Below are 26,119 nucleotides of genomic sequence, written 5' to 3'. Positions count from 1 at the left end.
AATAGTAATCGTAGGTAAATGAGTGGGAATAATAAAGAAACAAGAAAAGCACCTGATTTTTTATTGTTTTGAAAATTTTTTACGCATGAATGAGGCTCTTTTATTAAAAAGGTATCTATATTCGACATTCAACTATTGGAGGAATCTGTAATGAAATGGGATTATTTATGGGAAGGCACATTGGATGAAAAAATCATTGATGCTGGAGAACGATGGTCAGGCGAGGAATTTTTAGCGGAAGATGAACGGGAGGAAATTCCGAAAGAATACTATGAATATTTCAGTTTTTTACAGGAAAGAATGCGCAAAACGTTAGACTTGGAAGCAGAGAATAAGTTGGAATATATTAAAGAAGTCATGTATTTAGATGCGCGGATGGCTTTTTTAGTACGTGAACTGGCGTCCGGGATCAAGGTACCTTTTAGTGATTACATGGAACACGAAAAGAAATTTTATTGGCGAGATTACATTATGAATACCAATTATGGCAAGCACACCATTATTCATCAGTTGTTGATTCTAAGTAAAAATGAACCTAGCGATTATTTTTAAGAACTATTCTTTTTAGGCGAATAAATACGTAAGGCAGTCATTTTCAAAAAAATGGGAGGTGCACAATGAAAATCACGCAATTAACAATCGATATGTTAAAACGAGGGCAAGAGCGGCTGGAGGAGACATTGGGGCAGATGAGTGTGTCTGAGGCAAATACCATGCCGGCACCCTTGATTAAATCGGTCACATGGCTTGTTTGGCATACTGCGCGGGAATTGGATTTTCAAATTTCAGAGCTGAATGGAAGTAGTCCGCTGTGGGTAAGTGCTGGTTGGAGTGAAAAATTTGCGTTGGATCTGCCTGATGATACAGAAGATTGGCGTCATACACCGGAGGAAGCAGCGAAAGTAGTGGTAACGGATAAAAAGTTATTGCTTGATTATTTGACTGCCAGTGTGGATTTTGTGACATCTTATTTTGAAACTGTCAAAGAAGATGAACTTGCAGAGGTGATAGATACGAATTGGACACCAGTAGTTACTCGACAAATCCGATTGGTTTCTGCAATCGATGATGCCGTGATGCATTCTGGTCAGGCAGTTTATACAAGAAGATTGGTTATCGGAAAATAAATAGTCTTCGAAAAAGTAAAAATTAGTGGATTCTTTAAATAAATTTAGATAACATGCAAAAAGTCGCGTTCCTGTAGAGGAAAGCGGCTTTTTTTACGACTGTATCTAGAAAAAATTATTCAACTACCTTTAATAGCTGTTGCGTGTACGTAGGTGTCTGACTGCCAGCTAACTTGTTTATCGAAGCCAAGGCCAAATTTTGTTGCAATTGACCACAGGTGCCTTCAAAAATTAATTCTAATTCCGGCAACTGTAAAAAGTCGGCAGGGTGCATGAGGGAAGGACGCTTTGGCAACGTGATTGCTTGGGAATTTTCTAAAATTTCACTCACGAACTGTGAGCAGAAGAAATGCCAAGGTCGTTTGTTTTCAATATTCAACTTGCATAAAAAAAGACCAAGTAGATTGTAGCGATATTTGTTGCGCATCGTAAGCATGGCGAAAATTTGTTGACGTGCCAATTGCAGAGAGCGTTGATTTACCGGCAATCGAAGCAACAGACAAGGGGTATCAGGATGATTTTTATAAAAACCAACGGCAATATTTTCATCAATAAAGCCAGCGGGTAAAGGGAAAAGGGGTTGCGTACGGGCAAAGCTGTACATTTTTGATAGGCTAGGATCAAAGGATAAAGCAACGTGGGTAAATGTTTCAGCCGTGGTGAAACGGATCGCTTTTGAAGTATAGGTTTCTGTTGCACTTAAAAAAAGATAAATATAAGGCATAGTGTGCTCCTTGTTCGTAATGATGTAATAAATTTTCTTAACAGAAAATTTAATCTGATTCTCACGCCGTATATCATTCCACTAGATAACCTGGAAAAAGAGGAAGTGACATCCTTGTTCGTAATGATGTAATAAATTTTCTTAACAGAAAATTTAATCTGATTCACACGCCCTATCCTCATTCCACTAGATAACCTGAAAAAAGAGGAAGTGACATCCTTGTTCGTAATGATGTAATAAATTTTCATATTCGAGACAATCGTTTGTTAGTATTCTTCCATTTCACAAGTTAAGCAGATGCAGGAATTAAAACGATTGTTTTATAAAAAGTAGCTCAAGCATAGCAAATTAAAGGGAAAAAGCATAGACTTTTCGGAAAATTTAATCTTCTCATGGAGTTCTACGTTCTACGACAAAAAACAATCATTTAATTGGTCACCTTTTAGCCTGATAACGTATAGTAATAGTAAAAGAAAGCAACCATTCAGCAAAACCGGATTTTTACGAGGAGGTGTAGAAATGAAAGATGAGCAAAAAGTAACAAATATACTTTATAATCTGATCCTCAATCCCAATACCCGCGAGTGGGAGCGCAAGGTATTAGTGGAAACGAAAAATGACTTGGAGGACAAAGAGAATTTTTGGGATAAAATCGCAGCTCTCGAAGCAGTTTTGCGACCCCTTGCCCTTAGAAATAATTTGACGCCGGATGTCGCTGATTTTTATTTACAAATCACCAACGACCCTGTTGGTGAAAAAAACTTTGACTGGTCAAAGCATACATTGTCAAACCTTGATTATCAGGAACGGGCAATTTTTGCCGGTGGCTGTTTTTGGTGCATGGTGGAACCTTTTGAAACCCAAAGTGGCATTGTCTCTGTTTTATCCGGCTATACCGGAGGGGACACGACTTCTCCCAACTATGATCAGGTCAGTAGTGGGCTGACAGGACATGTTGAGGCTGTGGAAATTATTTTTGACAGACGGATTATCAGCTATGAAGAATTGGTGGAACTGTATTGGCAGCTGACGGACCCAACGGATGCTTTTGGACAATTTCAAGATCGTGGCGAGCAATACCAACCGATTATTTTTGTTCAAAATGAGAAACAAAGACAAGTGGCGGAAAAATCAAAAAACAAGTTGATCGAATCAGAAAAATACAAGCAGCCCATCGTGACCCAAATCAAAAAAGCCGACACATTTTGGCCGGCAGAAAACTATCATCAACAATTCTATAAAAAGCAACCTAAAAGATACAAACAAATCAAACGAGTCCGACACCAGCTTTTGCTTTACCAGCAGCTAAAAAGCAAACTACGGCAAATTTTCAAGAGGCGCGCAAAAAAGTAAGGTAGTGACAACTAAGATTGTTTTTTCTGATTAAGGAACAGCCAGTAAGTCATTTGGTTGAGAAAGAATCCTCTCAAGGGTCGAAAATTCTTCTGCCGGTTGGGCACCCCAGCCAGCCAAGGCAAACGCCACCTGACTATTTTGCGCACAACGCAGGTCATAAACCGAATCGCCGATGTAAATCGTTTCTTCTGGACGAGCGTGTAATTCTTCCAGCGCTTTTAAAATTGGTTCCGGGTTTGGTTTGTGTTTTTTTGTATCGGAAGCAGTGACAACAACTTCAAAAAAATCCGTCAATTCAAAAGAAGCGAATTCCTTTATCAACTCGTTGCGTAATTTGGAGGTCACAACCCCCAATTGGTACCCGGTATTTTTTAATTTTGTCAAAAGAGGAACAATACCGTCAAAAAGCCGAACATCCGTTGAATGAGCCGCCAGTTTTTCGACCCAAATCGTTAACAAACGTGCCCGTTCCGCTGGAGAATCACTATATCTTTCCAAGGCTTTTTCACCGGGAATTCCTAAAACAAAAGTCAGTTCTGCTTCTGGAACAATTAAGTGCAATTCTTCGTTCAATAGCTCTTTAAGGGAATGCAAAATCGCCTGTTCGGTGTCGATAAGAGTGCCATCAACATCAAATAAAATCGTCTTGATCATTTTATCTCTCCTCGTTTCTGTCCTCGTCAAGTGGTCGTTAACATTCAACTAGTTTTCATTCCTGCAAGTTGTAAAAAGTATAGCAGATTTAGCAGAAATAACAAAACAGCTCTTTGTTTACAGCAAAGAACTGTGCAGAAATAAAATAGGAAATAGGTATATAAAAGAAGTATGTCAGGAAAAACATTCTATTTTTGGTGGCTTTCAAGGGGAGATATTTTACATTTTATATAAAATATGATATCAGTAAGATACATTAATTAGATGGGAGATTTTAGGATGTTTACTGAAACATTTCTAGCAGTTTTAGAGCATGAAGGCGTGGTTACGATTATTTCAAATAACGCAAGTGATTATCATGCAGTCAATACTTGGAATTCGTATGTCAAAGTAGAAGGAAACAAATTATTGATTCCTGCCGCAGGAATGCATAGTGTTGAAGAAGATTTAGCGGTGAACGATCAGGTTTTAGTAACTCTTGGTAGTCGAGAAGTGGAAGGACTGGTTGGACCCGGCACAGGATTTCATGTATCAGGAAAAGCCAGCTTTTTAACTTCCGGAGAAATCGTGGAGCGTATGAAGGAAGAGTTTCCTTTTTTGTCCCGCGTACTTGTGATTGAGGCAACCGGAGTAGAGCAAAAAATTTAGCACTAAAGACAGAAACAGTCGTTGAAACCAACGGCTGTTTTTTTATAATATATATTTTTTTACATATTCCATTGACATAAATATTGGTGAATAGTATTATCGGGTTGTAGAAAATGTGAAAGATAACACAATTATCATCTCTGTCTTCGTTTGTTTTTTGTGAGGAGAGTGCTTTTTTTGCAACTAGAAGTGCTATCCTTTCACAAAAAATGAAATCGATTTCGATTGTTGTGAAAAGGGAACGTTTGTGTAGTTAGAAATGAGTGAAGGCGGTAAAATGCTGAAGGAAAGAAGGGAAAAAGGTGAAGCAAAATCGAAGAGTTCGGCTGATGGGAACGGTAATTGACATCGAGATCGAACATGAGGCTCCGGAAGCTATTTTGGATGAAGTTGTTGCTCGTTTAAAAAATTATGAACAGCGCTTCAGTGCAAATGATTCGGATTCAGAGCTGATGGTGGTTAATAAAAATGCCGGTATTCAAGCGGTGAAGGTGCATCCCGACTTGTATGAGCTGATCAAAATCGGAAAATACCACAGTTGTGCGCCGGCTAGTAATTTAAATATCGCCATCGGTCCCTTAGTCCAAACTTGGCGAATCGGCTTTGATGATGCGAAGGTGCCTTCTCCGAAAACGATTCAGCGCTTATTGGAGGAAACAGATCCGCATAATATTTTGCTAAATGATGACGAGCAATCGGTTTTTTTGACCCATCCAGGAATGCTGATTGATTTAGGGGCGCTGGCGAAGGGCTTTATTGCCGATTTGATTATTGCATATTTAAAAAAGCAGGAGGTTTTCTCTGCATTGATTAATTTAGGGGGCAATATTGTTGTCTTGGGACCCTCTATTCATGGCGATCATTATTGGCGAATTGGTATTCAAAATCCAAAATTGTCCCGTAATCATTCGCTGCTTGCGATAAAAGCATTGAATCAATCAATCGTAACCTCAGGGATTTATGAACGAAGCTTGGAAAGCAACGGACACACGTACCACCATATTTTAGATCCTCATACTGGTTATCCGGCAACGACAGATGTCGCCAGTTTGACGATTTTATCGGAGAAATCCATCGATGGAGAAATTTGGACGACACGTTTGTTTGGCAAGTCCTCTAAAGAAATTCTCACCACGTTAAATCAGTTGGAAAAAATTGACGGGTTACTGATTACCAAGGATGAGCAATTTGCTTATTCAAATGGATTAAAGGAACGGATTGTAAGCGTCTGAGGGTCGGAAAAATCCGGAGGTAGGATGTTTTTGCAAGAAAACAATTGAAAGGAAGTAATAAAATGAAAAAATTTATCGGATTAGTAGGAACCAACTCAGACAATTCGACAAATCGGACGTTGTTGAAATTTATTAAAAAGCATTTTTCAGATAAAGCACAGGTTGAATTAATTGAAATCAAGGATATTCCAATGTTCAATAAACCAGCGGATAAACAATTACCGGATGTCGTCAAAGAAATCGCTGAAAAAATTGATGCCGCAGATGGCGTAATCATCAGCACGCCAGAATACGATCATGCGGTGACCGCTTCGCTGATCAATGCACTAAACTGGTTGTCTTATGGCATTTTTCCTTTTGTTGACAAACCCGTTATGATTACCGGAGCATCTTACGGTACCTTAGGTTCTTCCCGGGCACAGGCCCATTTACGTCAAATTCTTGATGCTCCTGAATTAAAAGCGCGAATCATGCCAAGCTCAGAATATCTTTTGGGACACTCGCTGCAAGCTTTTGATAGTGAAGACAAGTTATTGGATCAAGAACAAGTGGAAAAACTGGAAGAACTGTTTGAAGACTTCTTAACTTTTGTGGCGATCACGGCGCAACTTAATCATGCGCATGAAAGCAACAAAAAAGAAGCGGAAAACTTTAACTGGGAAAAAATTTAAAGGAGTGAAGTAAGATGAAATTTATCGGTATCGTAGGATCAGCAGCAGAAGTGTCTTACAATCGGCTGTTGTTAAAATATATCAAAAAGCAATTTAGCGGACTCTTTGATTTAGAAATCGTTGAAATCAAAGATATTCCGATGTTCAATCAAAGTGACGATCAAACCAATACGCAAGTAATCCAACGATTGAACAATAAAATCAAAGCAGCAGACGGCGTGATTATTGCCACACCAGAACATAACCACACCATTCCTGCGGCCTTGAAGAGTGTCCTAGAATGGCTTTCTTTCAAAGTTCATCCATTAGAAAACAAACCCGTTATGATCGTGGGGGCTTCTTACTATGATCAAGGTTCTTCGCGGGCACAGTTGCACTTGCGCCAAATTTTGGATGCTCCCGGTGTGAATGCCATGGTTTTTCCAGGAAATGAATTTTTGCTGGGTAAGGTCAAAGAAGCCTTTGATGAAAACGAAGAATTAAAAGATCCAGGAACGGTGAAATTCCTTGGCAGTACCTTAGGGAAATTTGTGCAGTTCGTAAAAGTTGTTGCCGTTTTGGAAGGACCAAAACCAAAAGCTGCACCAGAAGACCTTTATGCGACTGGAAAAATCGACACCACGATCGAAGGCGTTGACATGACTGCAGACGATTGGGTGGAACAAGCAGCCAAAGCAGTTAATGCGGTAGAAGGAAAGACCTATGTGAAATTGGATCGCGGAATTTTGACGGTGGATCAATTGAATTATTTTCTGAAATCTATGCCGATGGAATTGACCTATGCCGACAGCAACAACCAATTCTTATATTATAATAAAACCAAACCAGCAGAAGAAATGTTAGCACCACGGGTACCTGCGCAACCAGGGAACCCTCTTGCGAAATGCCATCCGGAAAAATCATACAAAAATGTTAGCTGGGTTATCTCCCAACTACGCTCCGGTGCACAAGATGTCGTGCGGGTACACGTACCAAAACATGTTCCTGAAAAATATATCGTTCACAATTACCAAGCAATGCACGACGAAGAAGGTAACTATGCGGGAATCAACGAATACATTTTAGATTTCAAACCAATTATTGAATGGTACTTGAAACAAACCGGACAAAAATTGGTGGGAGACGTGGACGCTGTATCTGGTGCTTCCAAACAAGAAAAGAAAACCGATGCCGTATCTGGCGCCAGTGAAAAACAAGAAGTAGATGCCGTATCCAGTGCCTCTACGAAGGAAGAAACACCACAACCAGCAGTAGACAGCGTGTCTAGTGCTTCGGTGAAAGAATAAGATAGAAAGACGAAAAACGGACTCTCCTTGAGGGTTCGTTTTTTTCTCTTTACCATAGATTATGTTAAAATAAAGAGGATTTTTTCAATTAGTCTTAATTACTAATCCAAATGACTGAAAAATTGGAAGAAAAGAGGCGGACGATGGCTACTCATGACTCAATTTCACAACCAGCAAGGCCCTTGCTTGATGGATCGGTGATCGAATCAAAGGCAAAACAAGTTGCTTATGGCATTTATTATTTTGCAAGAAAAGAATATCTCTCCAATGCGTATTCGGCACCAATGATTTCAGCAAGTATAATCAAAGTTTTCATTATGGAATATATTTTTGCAAACCAGTTGAATCTGCAAAGGAGCATAAATGGGGAGCCGTTGAACAGCTTGTTACAGCGGATGATTCAAATCAGTGACAACGAGGCGACCAATGCGATTATTGATCAAGTCGGGATGGATGCCCTTAATCAGTATTTTTTACAGGCGGGATACACCGATACAAAAATACAGCGAAAGATGTTGGACACTCAAGCACAGAGCCAAGGAATTGAAAATTACACTTCTTTACCTGATACGATGGAATTTTTGAAAAGAATATATAGTCAGAAAGCAAGATTCCCTTATGGAGAAATGCTGAAGATTTTATTGGGACAGCAAATCGGAACAAAACTGCGAAGTAAATTGCCTGAGAATATTTCCGTTGCCAATAAGACTGGTGAACTATCTGGTGTTGAAAATGATATTGGTTTGGTTTTTGCACCGAATAATCCCTTTGCCATCGTAGTACTGTCAAACGGTGTTTATGACCAGAGTAAGATGAGAGAAGCAATCGGCAAGCTTGCTCTGGCAGCAATGTAAAGAAGTACAAATTATTGAGGCATTTTAATAGCCAATTTTTTGAAACGTTCGGATTCTTCGCTAATTCTCAATTCAATATTTACTTATTATTCCGAATAATATATGATTAAATACGTTCTTTAAGAGAAATATGCACTTATTACGAACAATATTAATTAGTTGATTAGGGGGAAATCAAATGAAGGAAAAAATTCTTTCCTACTTTGAGATCGAGAAATTACATACAACGGTAAAACGAGAAATTTTGGCGGGTTTTACGACATTTATTTCGATGGCGTATATTTTATTTGTCAATCCTACGGTGTTGGGTGCTTCGGGGATGGATGAAGGGGCGGTTTTTACTGCTACCGCCTTAGCTAGTGCAATCGGCTGTATTTTAATGGGGGTACTTGCTCGGTATCCCATCGCCACCGCACCCGCTTTGGGCATCAATGCATTCTTTGCCTATTCTGTCTGTGTCGGAATGGGTATTCCATGGGAAACGGCATTGGCCGGAGTTTTTGTCGCTTCACTGATTTTTATTTTGATTACGATTTTTAAATTGCGGGAGCTGATTATTGATGCGATTCCCACCGATTTAAAATACGCCATTTCTGGCGGTATTGGTTTGTTTATCGCCTTCTTAGGATTAAGCGAAGGTGGGATCATCGTTGCGAATGAATCAACACTGGTTGGTTTAGGCTCCTTTTCTGTTGGAACGACTTGGCTGACTATTTTTGGATTGGTTATTACGGCGATTTTGATGGTTCGTCGGGTACCAGGTGGGATATTTATCGGAATGGTAGCAACTACTGTCCTAGGCTTGATTACAGGCTTGATTTCAATGCCTGAAAAAATTATTTCCGGTGCCCCCAGCTTAGCACCTACCTTTTTAGTTGCAGTCAAACACATTGGCGACATCAATTCCCTGCAACTATGGGTCGTTGTTTTGACCTTTTTATTGGTGACTTTTTTTGATACTGCTGGAACATTGGTGGGATTAGCCAATCAAGCAGGTTTTATGAAAGACAATAAAATGCCTCGTGTCGGAAAAGCATTGGCTTCTGATTCAACTGCGATGCTGGCGGGTTCGCTTTTAGGAACCTCTCCGGTGGGTGCTTATGTGGAATCTTCAGCGGGAATTGCTGTAGGAGGACGTTCAGGATTGACAGCAATCACGACAGGGCTGTTCTTTATCCTAGGCTTGTTCTTCTCGCCACTATTATCGGTCGTTACATCACAAGTCACGGCACCAGCGTTAATCGTTGTGGGTGTTTTGATGGCACAATCTTTACGAGAAATTAAATGGCACGAGATGGAAATTGCCATTCCTTCGTTTCTGATTCTTTTGGGCATGCCGCTAACTTACAGCATTTCAGACGGAATTGCCTTGGGCTTCATTTTCTACCCAATCACCATGATCGCTGCAAAACGAGGCAAAGAAGTTTCACCAATCATGTATGTATTGTTTTTTGTATTTATCGGATTTATGTGGATTCTGAATGTGTAAATGATGGAAAAAATCAGTCTTTGGCTGATTTTTTTTTTGCGAAAAATTTTGTTTGGTTTCTTGAGCTTTTGCTGAAATGGAAGAAACAGCGTCAGGGGATACAATGATTTCTTTTTTACGAAATGTTTTTTGTTTACAGAAAGCGGTCGCTTGAAGCAGACGTTCCCAATAAATGAAATTTGTACTCTAGCTGTATAAGAGTGAATGTATTGTAAAAAAATTGTGGACATAGAAGTGGAAAGAGTAATCAATATCAAAAAAGTAATTGTGTGAATTATTTTTCTGATATTGATTACTTTTTTTGCGTACTTGTTTTTAGAGGAGGAAAAAAAGTATTTTAAGCTTGCAAAATGAATCATAATAAATATAATTAGTATTATAAAGTTATATAACTTTATAATACTAATTGGGAAAGAGTGAGAGTATGAGAAAAGAACACCAGAATCAGATACAGCGCATTATAATTGGTTTGAAGGAAAGAGAAATTGAACAGATTTATTTTGTTGCATGTGGGGGGTCACAAGCTTTATTAATGGCTGGTCAGTATCTTTTTGATAAAGAATTAAGCATTCCGGCTAGTGTTTATACTGCTAATGAATTCATCTACGATCAACCAAAACGATTGAATGAGAAGTCAATGGTTATTTCTTGTTCTCATTCTGGAACAACACCTGAGACGATAAATGCAACAAAATTAGCACGTAATATGGGAGCAATGACAATTTCTTTGTCAAATGAAGAAGAGTCCCCATTATGGAAAGCAGCTGAATTTCCATTACACTATGACTGGGGAGTAGAGGCGGATGTTAGTGACCTAAATAAAGGAATTTTTTATGGCCTACTTTTTAGTATTCTAAATTTCTTTACGAAATCTGATAAATGGGATTCTTGTTTGACTGCTCTAAGTAATTTGAATGACCTGTCAACGAAGGCGAAAGAAAAATATGAAGTATGTGCAAAAAACTGGGGAATAGCCTCAAAAAGAAATAAACTCATTTATACCATTGGTAGTGGAATAAATTTTGGAGAGATTTATTCTACCTCAGCTTGTTGGTTCATGGAGATGCAGTGGATTCATTCAAATGCTATTCATTCTGGAGAATATTTCCATGGACCATTTGAGATCACTGATTATGATGTGCCGTTTATTTTAGTCAAAAGTATTGGTAAAACACGTCACTTAGATCAAAGAGTACATGATTTTATAGAAAAATATACAAAGAGTGTACTTATACTTGATCAAAAGGATTTTGATTTGAGTACAATTGATGAGTCTGCCAAAGAGTACATTGCTGCCATTTTGTCCGGAATTGTCATTCGTCAAATGGTAGAGGAGCTTGCTTTCCAACGAGGGCATTCATTAGAGGTGAGACGATATATGTGGCAAGTAAATTATTAGAAAGTATAGGATTAAAAATGACACTAGCCAAATTTCAAATAATTATTATTTCTCATGCTACTTTATGTAAGGGCTATCTTGATGCGGTCAGACTAGTTCTGAATAGTGAGTGTAAGAATATTGACACTTTGAGCTTCACTGAAAATATGGCAATTGAAGAATTTGAGAGGAGTTTAAGGAAAGCAATAGCCGGAAATGAAACAAAAAAAGTTGTAATTCTCTCAGATATTGTTGGCGGAACGCCTACTAATGTCGCTACAAAATTTATTATAAACGATGAAATCTTGACTGTAGCCGGAGTGAATTTTCCATTACTCCTAGAATTAGTATTGCTACAAGAATCAGGTGATGAAATTTCACAAGAGAGTTTAAGAAAAGTAATCATAGATGCAAGAAGCAGTTTATTTTGTATTAATGATTTTTTGGAAGGGGAGAAATAAGATGATTAAGTTAGTAAGGGTTGATCATCGATTATTGCATGGCCAAGTAATTTTTTCATGGACCAGACAGCTGGAAATCAATCATATTATTATCGCAGACGATAATATTGTCAAAGATTCATTAAGTAAAATGGCACTTACAATGGCAAAGCCGACCGACTGTAAATTAGATATTGTGAAGATTACTGAGGTATCCTCTGTACTTTCTAAATGTTTAGATAATAATATTATGATTCTTGTAAAAGGTCCTAAAGAAGCAAATGAGTTAACTAAATTTGTTCCAGAAGTACAAGCAATAAATTTTGGTGGAATAGCTAAAAAGGAGAATTCTATTTCTTATGGAAAAGCGATTTATTTAAATGAATCAGAATTAGCGGCGACTCAAGAAATGATAAAAAAGGGAATCAACATCTTCATTCAACAAGTACCTTCTGCGGCCATTGAAACAACAAATTTTATGAAATAGGAGAACGTCTATGTTACTTAAAGCAATTTTATTAGGCTTAGTCGGTGTAGTTGCTGTGGTAGATTCGCGGCTAATTGGACGGCAAAATATTGGACGGCCTTTAATATTGAGTACCTTGGCTGGATTTGTACTTGGAGATATAAAAACAGGTATTACTTTAGGTGCTTCGCTTGAATTGATTTCTATGGGATTTGTTTCAATTGGTGCTGCAGGGCCTCCAAACATGCAGTTGGGAAGTATTATTGCAACGGCATTTGCAATTTTGACAGGAAGTTCAACAGAAGCAGCTTTGACGTTAGCTATTCCTGTAGCTGTGGCTGGGGAATTTATGAGTGTGATTATGCGGATGATTATTGCACAATTTGCACATATAGCGGATAAAGCAATAAACAAGGGAAACTTTAATTTAGCGAAAAATATCCATCTTTACTGGTCGTTTACATTCAATGCGCTCGTTTATTTCCTTCCTATTTTCTTAACCGTTTTTTTCGGAGCAGATTTAGTTAAAGAAATTGTCAACCAAATTCCTTCAATTATTTCGAATGGCTTGACGGTTTCAGGAAACTTATTATCTGCATTAGGATTTGCCATGTTGTTAAGCACGATGTTGAATAGAACCCTTTGGCCGTATTTTATCTTTGGTTTTTTTCTTGTTGCCTATTCAGATTTAGATTTAATTGGAGTTACGATTTTTAGTGCCTTGATTGCCTTTATTATGGATCAAGTAAATTATGCAAGAAAGGAGGCAAATTTATAAATGACTAATCAAATGATACTGGAGAAAAATATTACAAAAAAAGATCTGAGAAAAATATTTTTTCGCTCGATGACGATTATGTGTTCTTGGAACTACGAAAGGCAAATGCATATGGGATTTATGTATGGACTAGCCCCCGCTTTGGATAAACTTTATGCAGATGATGATCGTGCAAGGAAAGAAGCCTATGAACGACATATGGAATTTTTTAATTGTACACCACAAATGACATCCTTTATCATGGGGCTTGTTGTTTCCATGGAAGAGCAAAATGCTAACAAGATATCTGATTTTGATGTGGAGTCTATATCTATGATTAAGACCAGTTTGATGGGACCTTTCGCAGGAATTGGTGATTCTTTTTTCCAAGGAACATTAAGAATCATTACTTTTGGAATAGGATTGTCATTTGCTACGCATGGAAGCATTCTTGGTCCGATTTTAGCTGTTGGATTATTTGCAATCCCCTCCTTAGCCACATTATATTATGGAACTGTACTAGGTTATCGTTCGGGAAATAAATACCTTGCTAAACTTTATCAAGAGGGATTAATGGATCGAGTAATGCAATTTGCTTCAATTATTGGACTATCAGTTGTTGGAGGGATGATTGCCAGCATGGTTCCACTCAGTACCCCAATTACTTTTACAACTGGTGGGACAGAGTTAGTCTTACAAGAAATGCTGGATTCAGTACTGCCTAAGTTGCTACCGTTGATTAGTACCCTATTTATTTTTAAATTAATAAAAAAACAAATAAATACCAACATCTTACTTATTGGAGTGATTATTGCTGGTATGGTATTGAGTATTTTAGGAATCTTGTAAAATATTCAAGTTATAAGAAAGTTAATCAGGATAAAAAGGACGGTGCCAATTTATAAGGTACCGTCCTTTTTTTAGAATTTATTTTTCTTTTTAATGAATGTTTTGTCTGAGATATCTATGACATAGGATACTCTATCACAGCGAATAATAGAAGTAGAGTAGTGAATTATTTGATCCTGCTGATCAACACTTGTTTTATCAATTACAAAAAGTGGATCACCGATAAAAGACTGTAAAGATTTAGCGGTTTCTTCATCAGCAGTTATTCCGTTGATTTCTAAAGAAGATCGAGAGACAGTGACATTATATTGGTTAGATAATAATTGGTACAAAGAGGTATCTCCACTGAGATTATCTAATAAGTTAGGATATTTTTTTGAAGAGGTGAAAAAATCATCTATACCAATCGGAACATCATCTTCTAACATTAATCGTTTGATATTAATAACCGAGTCGCCAATACTTACTTGAAGTTTTTTTGCCAGAAGATTATCAGCAGGAAGAAATTGTGTATGAATTAGGCTGTTCTTGATTATATGACCATTATTTCCTAATGAATCATTGAATCCTTTCTCAACCCCAAGTAAAATTTGTTTTTTTCTCTGTTTAACAAAGGTTCCTTTTCCTCTTGAACGTTCGACCAAACCACTAGTGGTAAGCAACTGAAATGCTTTGCGTACAGTGACTTTACTTACGCCATAAATTTTGCACAGTTCTTCTTCGGTAGGCAATTGTTCGCCAGGAAGATATTTTTTTTGAAGAATATCGTTGCGAATTGCAGATTCAACTTGGATATAAAGGGGACGATTGCTTTCGGCTTTCATTATCTACACCTCGTAATAATTGTTTGTGTGTATAGTATAGCACAAGCAAATTCTAGAATTACATTAGGTGTATTCAATTATCTTTATATATAAATCGAGACTAAAAAAATATTAGTGGGATTACTGTTAAAGAATGAATTATGCTATGATTACTAACGAAAGATATATATTTCTCAATCGATAACTTTTAATAAAAAACTTATTTACACAAATGGAGGATACTATATGGTTGTGACCATGAAAGATGTTGCTAATCATGCTGGAGTTTCAAAAAGTACTGTTTCTCAGTATTTAAATAATAGATTTCAATATATGAGTGAACAAACTAAAAAGAAGATTGAAAATAGTATTAAAGAACTAAATTATACACCAAACCAAATTGCCAGAAGTCTTAAGCAAAAGAAAACAAATGTGATAGCAATTGTTGCGGCCACTTTATCATCGAGATTTACAACTGAACTAATTAGTACAATTGAAAAATTTTTTAGTGACAAAGGAATCGATGTCATTGTTGCAAGCACCGATGATAATCCGTCTAAAGAAAAAAAATATGTTGAAGCTCTAAAAGCTCGTCAGGTAGATGGGCTCATTGTTTTTCCAACTGTGGCAAACCGGAGCTACTATCAACAGCTATTCGACGAAGGATATCCAATAGTATTCATGGATCGGAAGATTGATGATTTGAATATTGACTCAATTACGTTAGATAATTTTGCTGCAGGATTTATGGCTGCTGAGTATCTAGTTAAAAAAAATCATCGAAATATCGCTATTCTAACATTTCCTCTGGGAGAAAAGGAGAGCATTACGAATAGAAGAGATCGTCTAAATGGTTACCTCAGTGTTTTGAAAAAAAATAATATTTCAGTAGAAAAAAAATACATCGTTCAGACAAATAGGAAGGACATTGCTACTCATCTGGACGGACTGATGAAATTAATAACACCACCTTCTGCGCTTATTCTAACAAATGATATGTTACTGGAAGATACCCTTGTTTGGGCAAAAGAAAATGAAATTGATTTACCGGACAGACTTTCTCTTATCAGTATTGATGATGTCTCTTTTGCTCATTTCTTTACTCCGGCAATCACGACGATTGCACAGCCGGTTGCAGAGATGGGGACGATGGCTGCAGCTTTATTATTGAAAAAAACGTATTTTCCTGAGAGAAAACTAAAAATAAGGAATATTTATGATCCGCAAATTAAAATTCGTGAATCAGTAAAAAAAATCTGAAAAGGGTTGCAAAGATTTCTAGTTTCGAGTATTATTATCACGAACAAAGGATAAACCGGTTTAGTAACCCGGTTTATTCTTTGGATAATTACTAAACCGGTTTAGTAAAACTTAGGAGGTTACTAGAGATGAAGGAAAATACTGGAGATAATTTTGGTAATAAATTTGCTGAAATTGCTGGAAAAATTGGTGGAGAAATTCACTTACAGGCTTTAAGAGATACTTTTGCAATATTAATGCCATTTTTTGTTCTTGCTGGTTTAGGAACGTTGCTGAATAGCGTTCTTTTCCCGTATGTTTTTTCTGGATCGACCTTAGAAAAGATACAGATTTGGGGGAATTTACTGAATAATGCTACTTTAAATATCTGTGGATTGCTTGTTGCGCCAATTAGTGCATATACATTAGCACGACACAAAAATTTTACGAATGCGATTGGTGCAGCAGCAGTCTCAATTGCAGCATTAATTACTTTCATGCCTGTAACGAATTCGGTCATTCCAATTGAAATGGAAAAAGCAGTCGTGATTCCTGGAGCTATTTTATTTAAAAATTTGGGAACACAAAGTATGTTTGCAGGGGTAATCGTTGGGTTATTAGTTACTGAAATATTTATGAAATTAGCAAATAATAAGAAAATTCAAATTCCTATGGGAGAAAATGTACCACCGCAAGTTGGAAAATCTTTCGAAGCAATGATTCCTACGATACTTACAATTGCAGGTTGTGCTGTGGTGTCAGCACTGCTAATTGTTTTTGCAGATAAAGATTTAATAACTTTGATAGCTACATTAATTCAAGAGCCACTAAGAAAAATAAATACAAGTCTTCCGGGATTTCTATTCATTTTTACTTTGGGAAATTTACTTTTTACATTTGGGATTCATCAAGCTGTGATTTTTGGTACTGTATTGGAACCTTTATTAATCGCCAATATAAATGACAATGCACTGGCATTCTCAAACGGGACGACACCACCGCATATTTTAACAAAACCATTTGTTACAGTGTTTACTCAAATGGGAGGAACTGGGTGTACAATTTCTTTATTAATAGCTATTCTTGTGTTTTCAAAATATCAAGCAAGCAAGAGAGTTGGACAATTGGCTCTGGCTCCGGGACTATTTAATATCAATGAACCGTTGATTTATGGTTTTCCAATTGTTTTTAATTTGCCAATGATGGTTCCTTTTGTAGGAATACCATTTCTATTTTCAATCATTGGTTATATACTGACCGCTATTGGCTTTGTATCAAAGACCGTTGTTTTTATTCCTTGGATGACTCCTCCTTTGGTCAGTGGTTACTTAGCTACTGGAGGAGACTGGCGAGCAGTAGTTATTCAAATAATTCTGATTGCCTTAGGAACAATTATATATCTTCCGTTTTTGAAAATTAGTGATAAAATTGCTCAAAATCAAGCACTTGAAGAAAATTGAACAGCAGATGAGGAGAAATGATGGGTAATAAGTTTAATGCAAAAAGAAATATCAGCCATAAATTGTTCGATGAAGAGAAAATGAAAGAACAAGTGGACGTGTTTATTGATACCTGGAAGGATGATCCAAAGTGGCTTTCTGGATGGAGACACCATTACTTTTGTGATGAAGATGGTAGTTACTTAATCTACGATGCTCATTCCCCAGAAAGACACGTTTGTCCTACTTGTGGAAAAACGTATACTGATGAGAAGAAAAAAGCTGCTTGGGTAACTATTATGAGAAACAAAACAATCTCCATGTTGAGATATGCAACAATAGTATTCTTAAAAACAGAAGATGAAAAATATCTTAAGTTTGTTAGGCAGGTTATTTTATTCTACGCACAACATTATGGAGAGTTTCAGATTCATATCAAAAATAAAATCTTACCTAATATGGATGAATACGATCGCGTTCAAAGAGACATTAAAGAGAAAAAAATATATTTTGATCCGCAAAAAACGGACTGGAACTTTGGCGACTATGAAATAAATTTCCAAGGTCCAGGAAAAATAATGGCTCAAGGACTTTCCGAAGCCGTGGCTCTCATACGGATTCTGTTTTGTTATTCGATAGTAGATTCGTATTTCACTGAGAATGAAAAACAGCAGATTAAGGAAAAACTATTAATACCAGCAATAGAATTTTTAAAAAAGCAACAATTTATTGAACATAATATTACACTATGGCGTGAAGTTGCTATCCAGGTTATGGAACTCACTCTTGATAAATTTAAATCAGAAAATCTGAGCAAACCATATGGTATTTACGAGCATTTAGAAAATGGATTAACGCGAGATGGTTTCTGGTATGAAGGGTCTATTCATTATCATCACTATGTACTAGAAGCACTAGGATATTTGTCCTACTTTTTAACAAAATATAACGAACAAAATCAATTATTAGAAGACAAAGTTGAAAAAATGATGACGTTTAGCTTTAATATAGCCTTTAGAAATGGTGTATTTCCCAATCCTAACGATGGTTGGCCAAATGTTAATTTGAAGACCTATCTTAATGTTTTTGAATTGATTGCTTCTAGCTATCCCGAAAATCTAGCGATTCAACAATACTTTCAGAATATTGTAGCGTTGCCAATTATAAGAAAACCTCTTCCCATAGAAGATGAAACGTATTTTGGAGATTACTCTACGATAGGGTTACTCACATTAGATGAGCAAACAAATTTACCAGCGATTGCAAAAAAAGAAACTAAACATTTTGCTGATTCACAGTTGTCTGTGTTGAGAAATGATAAATATGAAGTGTTTTTAAAATATGGTGTTAATTCATTATCTCATGCACATTTTGATTCGTTTAATCTAGAGTTTACTGTGAAAGATAAGCTTCTTTCAAAAGATTTGTCAAATGTTGGCTATGGTAGTAATCTCGTTCATAAATGGTATAACACTCCTCTAGGACATAATTCTGTAATTGTTAATGAGCAGAACAATAATATTTTATATCATTCTGAAATTTTAGCAAAAGCGCCTCATCGTCTTAAAGTATATAGTGGAGATATTTATCCAAATAGCAAAATCAGCAAAGAGATAGTATTAGTGAAAAAAGAAATGATCAGTCGAACAGAAGTAGAATTAGAAGAAGAAGGGACAATTGATGTAGTGCAGCACTTGGATACTCCTCTATTAACGATACCGTCAGAATTTACTTTTGTAAGAAATAGACATATAGATATCTACAAAGGACGTTTAGATGAGAGTGTAGTTCGTTCTAGTTTGTATAAAGCAAATTGTCAAGAATTCACAGTGATGGAGCCAGAAACCGAAGCAAAGATTATCTTTTCAACCGATGAACCGTGTGAATTGTTCTTGCTCGATACAGTAGGAAATCCAAGTAGTGAAAACAGATTTAGTTTGATTTTTCGGTTTAAAGATAAAAAAAAAATAAACTTAAATATGACTATAAGTTTGTGAGGGATAAAATGTTAATTTTAAAAAAAAATCAAAAGTTTAGTAAAGTAGATGAAAATACTGACCGATGTGTAGTAACCTATGGAGAAAATATCATGTCGGTCTTGGTTCGCTTTAAAAATACTACAAAAGCAGTAGAATTACACAGTCATCCAGAAGAGCAAGTTACTTATATTTTAAAAGGAAAGTTAAAATTTTTTGAAGGAACGCAAGAATATTTAGTTGAAGCTGGGGATGTTCTAAAATTTGCACCAAATGTTCCTCATGGGTGCATTGTTTTAGAAAATGAATCTGAGGTATTGGATACGTTTACTCCAATTAGAAAAGATTTTTTGTAGGAAGCTTATTTAAAAAGAATAACAATTTTAAAGAAAGAGACAATTGGCACTCCGAGTGTAATTGTCTCTTTTCATATGAAAAGTATCAGTGGACCCAAGCGAATCATCAGAAGCGACTTAATTCTATTGTAACTCCTCATCCTCCAAATACCGTTCAATCTCCAAAATCTGTTCTGTCAGTTCCACAGTTGCTTCTTGAATTTCAGCCAAGGTCATGCCGCTGGCGCTGTAACCTTTGTAATAGGCAGTGATATAATCGGTTTCTTCCAATCGTCGTAATTTTTCCCGCAATTGTCCCAATAACGTCAAGGTCGTATCGTAGTCTATTTCATTCATTGACAAACTTCCTCTCGTGGCTTTTTCATTAAGCTAGTGCTTGTGGTGCTGGTAATTGAGGACCATTTCCTTCATGGGCAAGGACCCAATCATCATTATCCCACATCTCTGTTTTTCGCCGTCCACGAAAATAATCCCACCGTGAATCGATTTCCATTTCAATCAGCGTACCATCGCCTCCTAGAGTGACCCAGTTGTAGCTGCCATTACTGTGGGCAAATTTGACCCATTCCACCGGAAAAGTGACAGCCGTTCCCTCGCTGAGATAACTCCGTTGTTGTTTTTCTATGCGAAGAAAAGAAAGATGCTTGGCATATGTTGGGTTGATTTTTTCAAAGAGTTCTTCACCAAACGTTTTTGCACGGGGGAAATCGAACAGTGTGCCTGTTGGAAGCGAAGAGAAATTTTTTAAACTTACTAAGGTGTCTTTCTGGAAAATTGCGATGATTCGAGGACCATTCAACATAAATTCGCCATTCTTTTGATAGCGGAAAATATCTACCTTTCGATTGTTTCTTTTTTCATTTGTTTGTTCCGTCAACTGATAGTCTGATGGAAATGTGATAAATTGTTGGATGAGTGTAAGTTTATCCATAATTACGTTACCTCCTAATGGGATCGTAATAAGCTAAGGGACTGGACAAAAATGTCTTTTTGTTGTGGGGAAAGTGGTGCCAAGAAATCTGCCGTAACTTTTTCCAAAGAATCTAGAATCTGCGGATAAAGGGTTCTTCCTTCTGTCGTTAGTGAAAGTAAAAAGCCGCGGCGATCGTCAGGGTTTTCTTTTTTTGTCACTAAGCCAGAGTGAATCAACTTTTGAACCGCACGGGTAACGTTGCTAGCATTGATTCCTGTAAGTCGGACCAATTTTTCTTGAGGCAAATCGCCAAACTCATATAATTTGATCACGTAGTAATATAGGCTGGAATTCAAGCCGATTTTTAGCAATTGCTGATCAAGGGTCATTGTGTAATTGCGGGAAATAATTGGGAGCCACTCTAATAAATCAATTTCAGTTTCTTTCATAGACTTCTCCTTACTTGAAAATAATTTACTTGCGCAAGCAAATAATAACTGATTTTCACGATGCTGTCAAGTGACTGAATTGATGAAAAAAAATACTCGCCAAAAGCGAATATCTTTTTTTTAAATCCTTACCACAAAAGTTTCGTAGGGTAAGAGAGTAAGGCTAGTTAGGTCATTGTATCGCTTGTCATAGTTGCTAAGTATTGTCTCTTTAGCAGTCTGTGGAAAAGAAATTTTGTTTGTATGATTGGAAAAATTGGCACAAACCAACCAAGCTTCATTTTTATATTCACGTTTGTATGCAAAAATCGAATCGGAGGTTTCAAGCAATTGATAGGTTCCCCAAACAATAATCGGGTTCTCTTTTCTTAATTTAATTAGTTTTTGATAGGTGTAAAACAAAGAATTCTTATCTTGTAAATTAGCTTCTGCATTTATTTTATCGTAGTTGGAATTGACAGGATACCATGGTTGCTTTGTTGAAAAACCTGCATAAATGGAAGGGGACCATTGCATAGGAGTTCGCGCGTTGTCTCGCCCTTTAACGTTGATAGAAGCAAGAATATTCTCTTTAGTAGCTCCTTTTTGTAGCTGATCATGGTAATAATTGATGCTTTCAATATCTGCTGCTTCGTCGATAGAACGAATTATCTGATTGGTCATGCCAATTTCTTCTCCTTGGTAAACAAAAGGTGTTCCACGCATAAGATGAAGGATCATAGCCAACATTTTTCCGCTTTCCAGACTAAAATTTTGGGTATTTCCCCAGCGAGATAAAATTCGTGGCTGATCATGATTACTCCAAAATAAACTATTCCAAGCATTATCAGGTAATTCTGTTTGCCATTTTGAAAGAACTTCTTTTAATTCAGGGATGGAGAGCTCTCTTAAGTCCCATTTTGTTTTTCCTAATTGTTCATCAAGTGCCATATGCTGAAACTGAAAAACCATGGAAAGTTCTTCTCGATCTGCTTGTGTATAAAGTGGCGCTGTTTCTGGTGTGACGCTACCAGTTTCTCCGATAGTCACAACATCATAGTTTTTCAACACGTTTTGGTACATTTCATGAAGATAATCATGAAGATGAGGACCATTTCCGAGAATTTGTTTATCAGGATCTTTTCCAATTAAATCAATAACATCTAAACGAAAACCGCCGATTCCTTTTTTAAGCCAAAAGTGCATCATTTTCCAGATTTCTTTTCGGAGTTCAGGGTTGGCCCAATTCAAGTCGGGTTGTTGAGAAGCGAATAGGTGAAAATAGTATTTTTGTAAAGTATTGTCTAATTGCCATGCTGAACCACCAAAGAAAGATTGAATTTTGTTGATATTTTCTTTGTCTCTAAAGATATAATAATCCTGGTATTTCTTTTCGCCATTTTGGGCTGCAAGAAACCATGGGTGTTGATTGGAAGTGTGATTCACAACCAGATCCATGATAATTCGAATATTTCTGTTTTTGGCCTGTGTGATAAGTTCTTCTAAATCTTTCATTGTGCCAAATTCCGGCATAACTTCATAGTAGTTACTGATATCATACCCGTTATCTACATTTGGAGATGCATATACAGGGGAAAGCCAGATCGCTGTGATCCCCAACTTTTGTAAATAATCGAGTTTTGAAGTAATCCCGCAGATATCACCGATACCATCGTTATTACTATCTTTAAAGCTTCGTGGATAGACTTGATAAATCACAGCTGTCTGCCACCATTTTGGTGTGTGCATAACTTTCTCCTCTCTTAGTGAAACGTTTTTATTTTGACTAATATTATTTTTTCTCCTTTTTTTAAATGTCCAGGCACATTACAAGTCTATTATAGTAAAAAAGACTGATAAATCAATAGTTTTTCGGAATTTTGTTATTAATAAAAAATATTCGGAAAACGCTTGCTTTATTAAAGCTGTCGTTGTATACTCCTTTTGTAGAAACGTTTCACTAAAAAATATTTGGAGGATCACGAAATGAAATTATCAAAAAAGCTTCTGTTATTAGGGTTGACATCGGTTTTATCGCTTGGGACTTTAGCAGCCTGCGGTTCAGGCGGCAATGACGATAAAAAAGACGAAGTACTAAATATCTGGGGTATGGGTGAGGAAGTAAAGCAATTATCAAAAATGACAGATAAATTCACTGAAGAAACAGGTATTGAAGTAAAAATCCAATCTCTGCCTTGGTCAAATGCACATGATAAATTATTAACAGCAGTTGCTTCAAAAAGTGGACCTGATGTTTTGCAAATGGGAACGACATGGATGCCTGAATTTCAAAAGGCTGGAGCTTTATCAGACATGACAAAATATATTGAAAAATACGATAACTTGAAATCAGATAATTTTTACCATGGTTCTGTAGAAACAACACAATTTGACGGAAAATCATACGGGATTCCATGGGCAGCTGAAACACGCGTGCTGTTTTATCGAACAGATGTATTGGAATCTGTTGGTTATAGTGAAGCACCTAAGACTTGGGATGAGTTAGAAGATGCTGCGAAGAAATTATCTGAACGCGGTGATGATAAATATGGTATTAACATTGATGCAAAAGAACAAACATTAGGCTTCATGTTTGCACGTCAAAATGGATCAGAATTACTTGATGGAGATAAACCACTTTTTAACGAGGCACCATTTACAGAGGCTGTGGAATACCTCAATAACTTCATTCAAAAGGGATATGCACCAAAAGAAGATTTAGGTCTAGATGTGTCACAAACCTTCTCTGGAGATGCAATGGTACCAATGTTTATCAGTGGACCTTGGATGGCTAAAGCAGTGAAAGATACAGTTCCAGATGTAGAAGGGAAATGGGCAATTGCACCTCTTCCTGCAAAAGAAAATAATATCTCTTCTATGGGTGGTTCAAATCTAACAATTTTTGAATACTCAAAGAAAAAAGATGATGCAGCTAAATTTATTGATTTTATGGCAGAACCAGACAATCAACTAGAATGGATGGAATTAACTGACGCACTTCCAACTGCAACAAAAGCTTGGGAAGATGACAAGTTAAAAAATGATCCAATTTATAGCGTGTTCAATGAACAACTTAATAACTCTGAACCAATGCCATTGATTCCTGAATTTGAAGAAATCGCACAAAATTATTTAAAACACTTTGAACAAATTTACTTAGGTGGAAATGACGTTCAAACGGAAATGGATTCGTTTAATAAAGAAACGGAAACATTGCTAAATAAATAACTATTTGTGAAAGAGATTATCTTTGAGATAGTCTCTTTCAACATTTTAATTAGGAAAGGGAGTATCAAAATTGAAGAAAAAAGCCACTAAAGCCCCCTATTTTTTTATTTCACCTGCGTTGATATTATTATTACTCTTTTCGATCATTCCAATATTTGTCGCTTTTTTTATTAGTTTTACTGATATGAGTCTAACTGGGCTCGCCGACTGGTCTCAAATTAAATTTATTTCTTTTACCAACTATAAAGACATTCTTACAGATCCAGTATTTTTGAAAAGTATTAAAAATACTATTTTCTATGTAGTCTTTGGTGTTCCTGTCGTTATTGTTTTATCCCTTGGATTGGCATTAATAATTAATTTTGGGAAAAATAAGATTTTTTCAATTTTTCGAATGATTTTTTATACGCCAGCAATTACGAATGTCGTTGCTGTTGCGGTTGTATTTAGTTATCTGTACAATCCAAGTTTTGGTTTTTTGAATTACATCTTATCCCTATTTCATATATCTGCTGTTCCCTGGCTAACAAATCCAGTCATGGCAAAAGTATCTTTGATTATTCTAGGTGTTTGGCGGGCAGTTGGTGCAAACATGCTAATTTTTCTAGCCGCCCTCCAAGGGATACCAAAAGAATATTATGAAGCCGCATCACTAGATGGGGCTACCAAATTTCAACAGGTGCGCTATATCACGATTCCTTCTCTACGATTTTCAACATTTTTCGTTACAGTAACAACACTTATTGGGTGGTTACAATTTTTTGAAGAACCATTTGTAATGACGAATGGTGGGCCGCTAGACAGTACGACTTCAGTTGCGTTATTCATTTACAGAAATGGGTTCCAATTTAGTAAATTCGGTTACGCAGCAGCAGGATCATTCATTTTATTTGCAGCAATCATCATTGTGACGTTAGTACAATTTAGAATGCAACGAAAAAATGATGAAAATCAACTATAAGAGGTGTTACTACTATGAATAAAGAATTACAAAACAATCGACGTGTCAAGATTGTTCTTGGAATAGCTCTAGCTCTTGGTGCAATTGTTTGGATGCTTCCTTTTGTTTGGATGCTTTTATCCTCATTTAAAACGGACATGGAAATCATGAAGTTTCCTCCAAAAATTTTACCTGAACATGCATCTTGGGACAATTTTAAAGAATTATTTAGTGCATTTGATTTTGCCGTTTATTTTAAAAATACCATGGTTGTTGTAGTTTTTTCATTTCTTGGAATGTTTTTCAACGCAATGGCTGGTTTTGGTTTTGCTAAGTACAAATTTAAAGGTCGTGAACCATTGTTCTACTTGGTTCTTGCTACGATGATGATTCCAGGTCAAGTAACAATGATTCCAGTGTACTTGATCATGAATTCAATGAAACTTACAAATTCAATGGCTGGAATCATTTTGCCGGGATTAGTAGGGGCATACGGAATCTTTTTGTTCCGTCAATTTATTTCAACCGTTTCAAATGAATTGTTGGAAGCGGCACGGCTGGATGGTGCGAGTGAATGGTATATCTTTTCAAGAATCATTCTTCCAATTTCAAAACCGGTATTGGCGGTACAAGGAATTGCAACATTTATCGGAGGCTGGAATTCATTCTTATGGCCTTTAATCATGGCAAATGATGAAAAATATTATACCTTATCTGTAGGTCTTCAATTATTGAAAGGGCAATATGCCAACAATTATTCATTACAGATGGCAGGTTCAACATTCATGGTCGTACCGATTATCATCATTTTTATGTTTTTACAAAAATATATTTTAGAAGGATATAACGTATCCGGACATAAATAA

Annotated in this window: 28 protein-coding genes; 21 read left to right on the top strand and 7 right to left on the bottom strand. The window is 36.6% G+C overall.

The window, feature by feature from the left end:
• The first annotated feature begins 150 nt into the window (after positions 1 to 150).
• Both BN1875_RS07905 and BN1875_RS07900 read left to right on the top strand, forming a co-directional pair.
• Positions 151 to 552, top strand: coding sequence for a hypothetical protein (locus BN1875_RS07905; protein ID WP_048604319.1), 402 nt, complete (start codon positions 151 to 153; stop codon positions 550 to 552).
• 65 nt (positions 553 to 617) lie between these two features.
• Complete coding sequence (locus BN1875_RS07900; protein WP_048604318.1) at positions 618 to 1,127, top strand: DinB family protein; 510 nt, start codon at positions 618 to 620, stop codon at positions 1,125 to 1,127.
• A gap of 115 nt (positions 1,128 to 1,242) precedes the next feature.
• On the opposite strand, the gene BN1875_RS07895 is transcribed toward BN1875_RS07900, so the two are convergent.
• The gene (locus BN1875_RS07895) at positions 1,243 to 1,851 is read right to left on the bottom strand and encodes a hypothetical protein (RefSeq protein WP_048604317.1); all 609 of its coding nucleotides are present in this window, start codon (positions 1,849 to 1,851) and stop codon (positions 1,243 to 1,245) included.
• Positions 1,852 to 2,370: 519 nt separating this feature from the next.
• On the opposite strand from BN1875_RS07895, the gene msrA reads away from it, so the two are divergent.
• A complete protein-coding gene (gene msrA / locus BN1875_RS07890; RefSeq protein WP_048604316.1) occupies positions 2,371 to 3,204 on the top strand; it encodes a peptide-methionine (S)-S-oxide reductase MsrA in 834 nt (277 codons plus the stop codon).
• A gap of 30 nt (positions 3,205 to 3,234) precedes the next feature.
• On the opposite strand, the gene BN1875_RS07885 is transcribed toward msrA, so the two are convergent.
• Positions 3,235 to 3,861 carry an HAD family hydrolase gene (locus BN1875_RS07885; protein WP_048604315.1) on the bottom strand — a complete coding sequence of 209 codons (627 nt, stop codon included), beginning with the start codon at positions 3,859 to 3,861 and terminating at the stop codon, positions 3,235 to 3,237.
• Between the two features lie 279 nt (positions 3,862 to 4,140).
• Between BN1875_RS07885 and BN1875_RS07880 the strand changes: the two genes are divergently transcribed.
• The 11 genes from BN1875_RS07880 to BN1875_RS07830 all read left to right on the top strand — a co-directional run bounded on the left by BN1875_RS07880 (position 4,141) and on the right by BN1875_RS07830 (position 13,931).
• Positions 4,141 to 4,509 carry a pyridoxamine 5'-phosphate oxidase family protein gene (locus BN1875_RS07880; protein ID WP_048604314.1) on the top strand — a complete coding sequence of 123 codons (369 nt, stop codon included), beginning with the start codon at positions 4,141 to 4,143 and terminating at the stop codon, positions 4,507 to 4,509.
• A 329-nt stretch (positions 4,510 to 4,838) separates the two neighbouring features.
• Entirely contained in the window at positions 4,839 to 5,741 is a 903-nt protein-coding gene (locus tag BN1875_RS07875) for an FAD:protein FMN transferase (RefSeq protein WP_082147286.1), read from the top strand.
• Between the two features lie 62 nt (positions 5,742 to 5,803).
• Entirely contained in the window at positions 5,804 to 6,412 is a 609-nt protein-coding gene (locus tag BN1875_RS07870) for an NADPH-dependent FMN reductase (RefSeq protein ID WP_048604312.1), read from the top strand.
• Positions 6,413 to 6,426: 14 nt separating this feature from the next.
• Positions 6,427 to 7,698 carry an NAD(P)H-dependent oxidoreductase gene (locus tag BN1875_RS07865; RefSeq protein WP_048604311.1) on the top strand — a complete coding sequence of 424 codons (1,272 nt, stop codon included), beginning with the start codon at positions 6,427 to 6,429 and terminating at the stop codon, positions 7,696 to 7,698.
• Positions 7,699 to 7,841: 143 nt separating this feature from the next.
• Entirely contained in the window at positions 7,842 to 8,552 is a 711-nt protein-coding gene (locus BN1875_RS07860) for a serine hydrolase (RefSeq protein ID WP_053082154.1), read from the top strand.
• Positions 8,553 to 8,730: 178 nt separating this feature from the next.
• A complete protein-coding gene (locus BN1875_RS07855) occupies positions 8,731 to 10,041 on the top strand; it encodes an NCS2 family permease (RefSeq protein ID WP_048604310.1) in 1,311 nt (436 codons plus the stop codon).
• 424 nt (positions 10,042 to 10,465) lie between these two features.
• The gene (locus tag BN1875_RS07850; RefSeq protein ID WP_048604309.1) at positions 10,466 to 11,440 is read left to right on the top strand and encodes an SIS domain-containing protein; all 975 of its coding nucleotides are present in this window, start codon (positions 10,466 to 10,468) and stop codon (positions 11,438 to 11,440) included.
• Positions 11,422 to 11,880 (top strand): PTS sugar transporter subunit IIA, encoded by a 459-nt coding sequence (locus BN1875_RS07845; protein ID WP_048604308.1) that lies wholly within the window; start codon positions 11,422 to 11,424, stop codon positions 11,878 to 11,880. The genes BN1875_RS07850 and BN1875_RS07845 overlap by 19 nt, the downstream gene beginning before the upstream one ends.
• 1 nt (position 11,881) lies before the next feature.
• Positions 11,882 to 12,346, top strand: coding sequence for a PTS sugar transporter subunit IIB (locus BN1875_RS07840; RefSeq protein ID WP_048604307.1), 465 nt, complete (start codon positions 11,882 to 11,884; stop codon positions 12,344 to 12,346).
• 10 nt (positions 12,347 to 12,356) lie between these two features.
• The gene (locus BN1875_RS07835; RefSeq protein ID WP_048604306.1) at positions 12,357 to 13,103 is read left to right on the top strand and encodes a PTS mannose/fructose/sorbose/N-acetylgalactosamine transporter subunit IIC; all 747 of its coding nucleotides are present in this window, start codon (positions 12,357 to 12,359) and stop codon (positions 13,101 to 13,103) included.
• Complete coding sequence (locus BN1875_RS07830) at positions 13,104 to 13,931, top strand: PTS system mannose/fructose/sorbose family transporter subunit IID (protein ID WP_082147261.1); 828 nt, start codon at positions 13,104 to 13,106, stop codon at positions 13,929 to 13,931.
• A gap of 71 nt (positions 13,932 to 14,002) precedes the next feature.
• Here the strand turns inward: BN1875_RS07830 and BN1875_RS07825 are convergent, their stop codons facing one another.
• Positions 14,003 to 14,755 carry a GntR family transcriptional regulator gene (locus BN1875_RS07825; RefSeq protein ID WP_048604305.1) on the bottom strand — a complete coding sequence of 251 codons (753 nt, stop codon included), beginning with the start codon at positions 14,753 to 14,755 and terminating at the stop codon, positions 14,003 to 14,005.
• A 225-nt stretch (positions 14,756 to 14,980) separates the two neighbouring features.
• On the opposite strand from BN1875_RS07825, the gene BN1875_RS07820 reads away from it, so the two are divergent.
• The 4 genes from BN1875_RS07820 (at position 14,981) to BN1875_RS07805 (ending at position 19,744) form a co-directional block, all read left to right on the top strand.
• Positions 14,981 to 15,994 (top strand): LacI family DNA-binding transcriptional regulator, encoded by a 1,014-nt coding sequence (locus BN1875_RS07820; protein ID WP_048604304.1) that lies wholly within the window; start codon positions 14,981 to 14,983, stop codon positions 15,992 to 15,994.
• 128 nt (positions 15,995 to 16,122) lie between these two features.
• Positions 16,123 to 17,433 (top strand): PTS sugar transporter subunit IIC, encoded by a 1,311-nt coding sequence (locus BN1875_RS07815; protein WP_048604303.1) that lies wholly within the window; start codon positions 16,123 to 16,125, stop codon positions 17,431 to 17,433.
• 20 nt (positions 17,434 to 17,453) lie between these two features.
• Entirely contained in the window at positions 17,454 to 19,409 is a 1,956-nt protein-coding gene (locus tag BN1875_RS07810; RefSeq protein ID WP_048604302.1) for a heparinase II/III family protein, read from the top strand.
• A gap of 8 nt (positions 19,410 to 19,417) precedes the next feature.
• Positions 19,418 to 19,744: a cupin domain-containing protein gene (locus BN1875_RS07805; RefSeq protein ID WP_048604301.1), complete on the top strand. Its 327-nt coding sequence runs from the start codon at positions 19,418 to 19,420 to the stop codon at positions 19,742 to 19,744.
• A 123-nt stretch (positions 19,745 to 19,867) separates the two neighbouring features.
• Here the strand turns inward: BN1875_RS07805 and BN1875_RS07800 are convergent, their stop codons facing one another.
• The 4 genes from BN1875_RS07800 to BN1875_RS07785 all read right to left on the bottom strand — a co-directional run bounded on the left by BN1875_RS07800 (position 19,868) and on the right by BN1875_RS07785 (position 22,834).
• On the bottom strand, positions 19,868 to 20,080 hold the full coding sequence (locus BN1875_RS07800; RefSeq protein ID WP_048604300.1) for a hypothetical protein: 213 nt from the start codon (positions 20,078 to 20,080) through the stop codon (positions 19,868 to 19,870).
• A gap of 28 nt (positions 20,081 to 20,108) precedes the next feature.
• Entirely contained in the window at positions 20,109 to 20,675 is a 567-nt protein-coding gene (locus BN1875_RS07795; protein WP_048604299.1) for a hypothetical protein, read from the bottom strand.
• A 14-nt stretch (positions 20,676 to 20,689) separates the two neighbouring features.
• Positions 20,690 to 21,106: a MarR family winged helix-turn-helix transcriptional regulator gene (locus BN1875_RS07790; RefSeq protein ID WP_048604298.1), complete on the bottom strand. Its 417-nt coding sequence runs from the start codon at positions 21,104 to 21,106 to the stop codon at positions 20,690 to 20,692.
• A gap of 120 nt (positions 21,107 to 21,226) precedes the next feature.
• Positions 21,227 to 22,834: a glycoside hydrolase family 13 protein gene (locus tag BN1875_RS07785; RefSeq protein ID WP_048604297.1), complete on the bottom strand. Its 1,608-nt coding sequence runs from the start codon at positions 22,832 to 22,834 to the stop codon at positions 21,227 to 21,229.
• Between the two features lie 237 nt (positions 22,835 to 23,071).
• On the opposite strand from BN1875_RS07785, the gene BN1875_RS07780 reads away from it, so the two are divergent.
• The 3 genes from BN1875_RS07780 (at position 23,072) to BN1875_RS07770 (ending at position 26,119) form a co-directional block, all read left to right on the top strand.
• Positions 23,072 to 24,313 carry a sugar ABC transporter substrate-binding protein gene (locus BN1875_RS07780; protein ID WP_048604296.1) on the top strand — a complete coding sequence of 414 codons (1,242 nt, stop codon included), beginning with the start codon at positions 23,072 to 23,074 and terminating at the stop codon, positions 24,311 to 24,313.
• 70 nt (positions 24,314 to 24,383) lie between these two features.
• Positions 24,384 to 25,274, top strand: coding sequence for a carbohydrate ABC transporter permease (locus BN1875_RS07775; protein WP_048604295.1), 891 nt, complete (start codon positions 24,384 to 24,386; stop codon positions 25,272 to 25,274).
• 14 nt (positions 25,275 to 25,288) lie between these two features.
• Positions 25,289 to 26,119: a carbohydrate ABC transporter permease gene (locus BN1875_RS07770; RefSeq protein ID WP_048604294.1), complete on the top strand. Its 831-nt coding sequence runs from the start codon at positions 25,289 to 25,291 to the stop codon at positions 26,117 to 26,119.

The organism is Enterococcus massiliensis, from assembly GCF_001050095.1.
Taxonomy (GTDB): domain Bacteria; phylum Bacillota; class Bacilli; order Lactobacillales; family Enterococcaceae; genus Enterococcus_C; species Enterococcus_C songbeiensis.
Note: the sequence above shows the minus strand (reverse complement) of the source record. Positions and strands in the feature narration are given on the sequence as shown.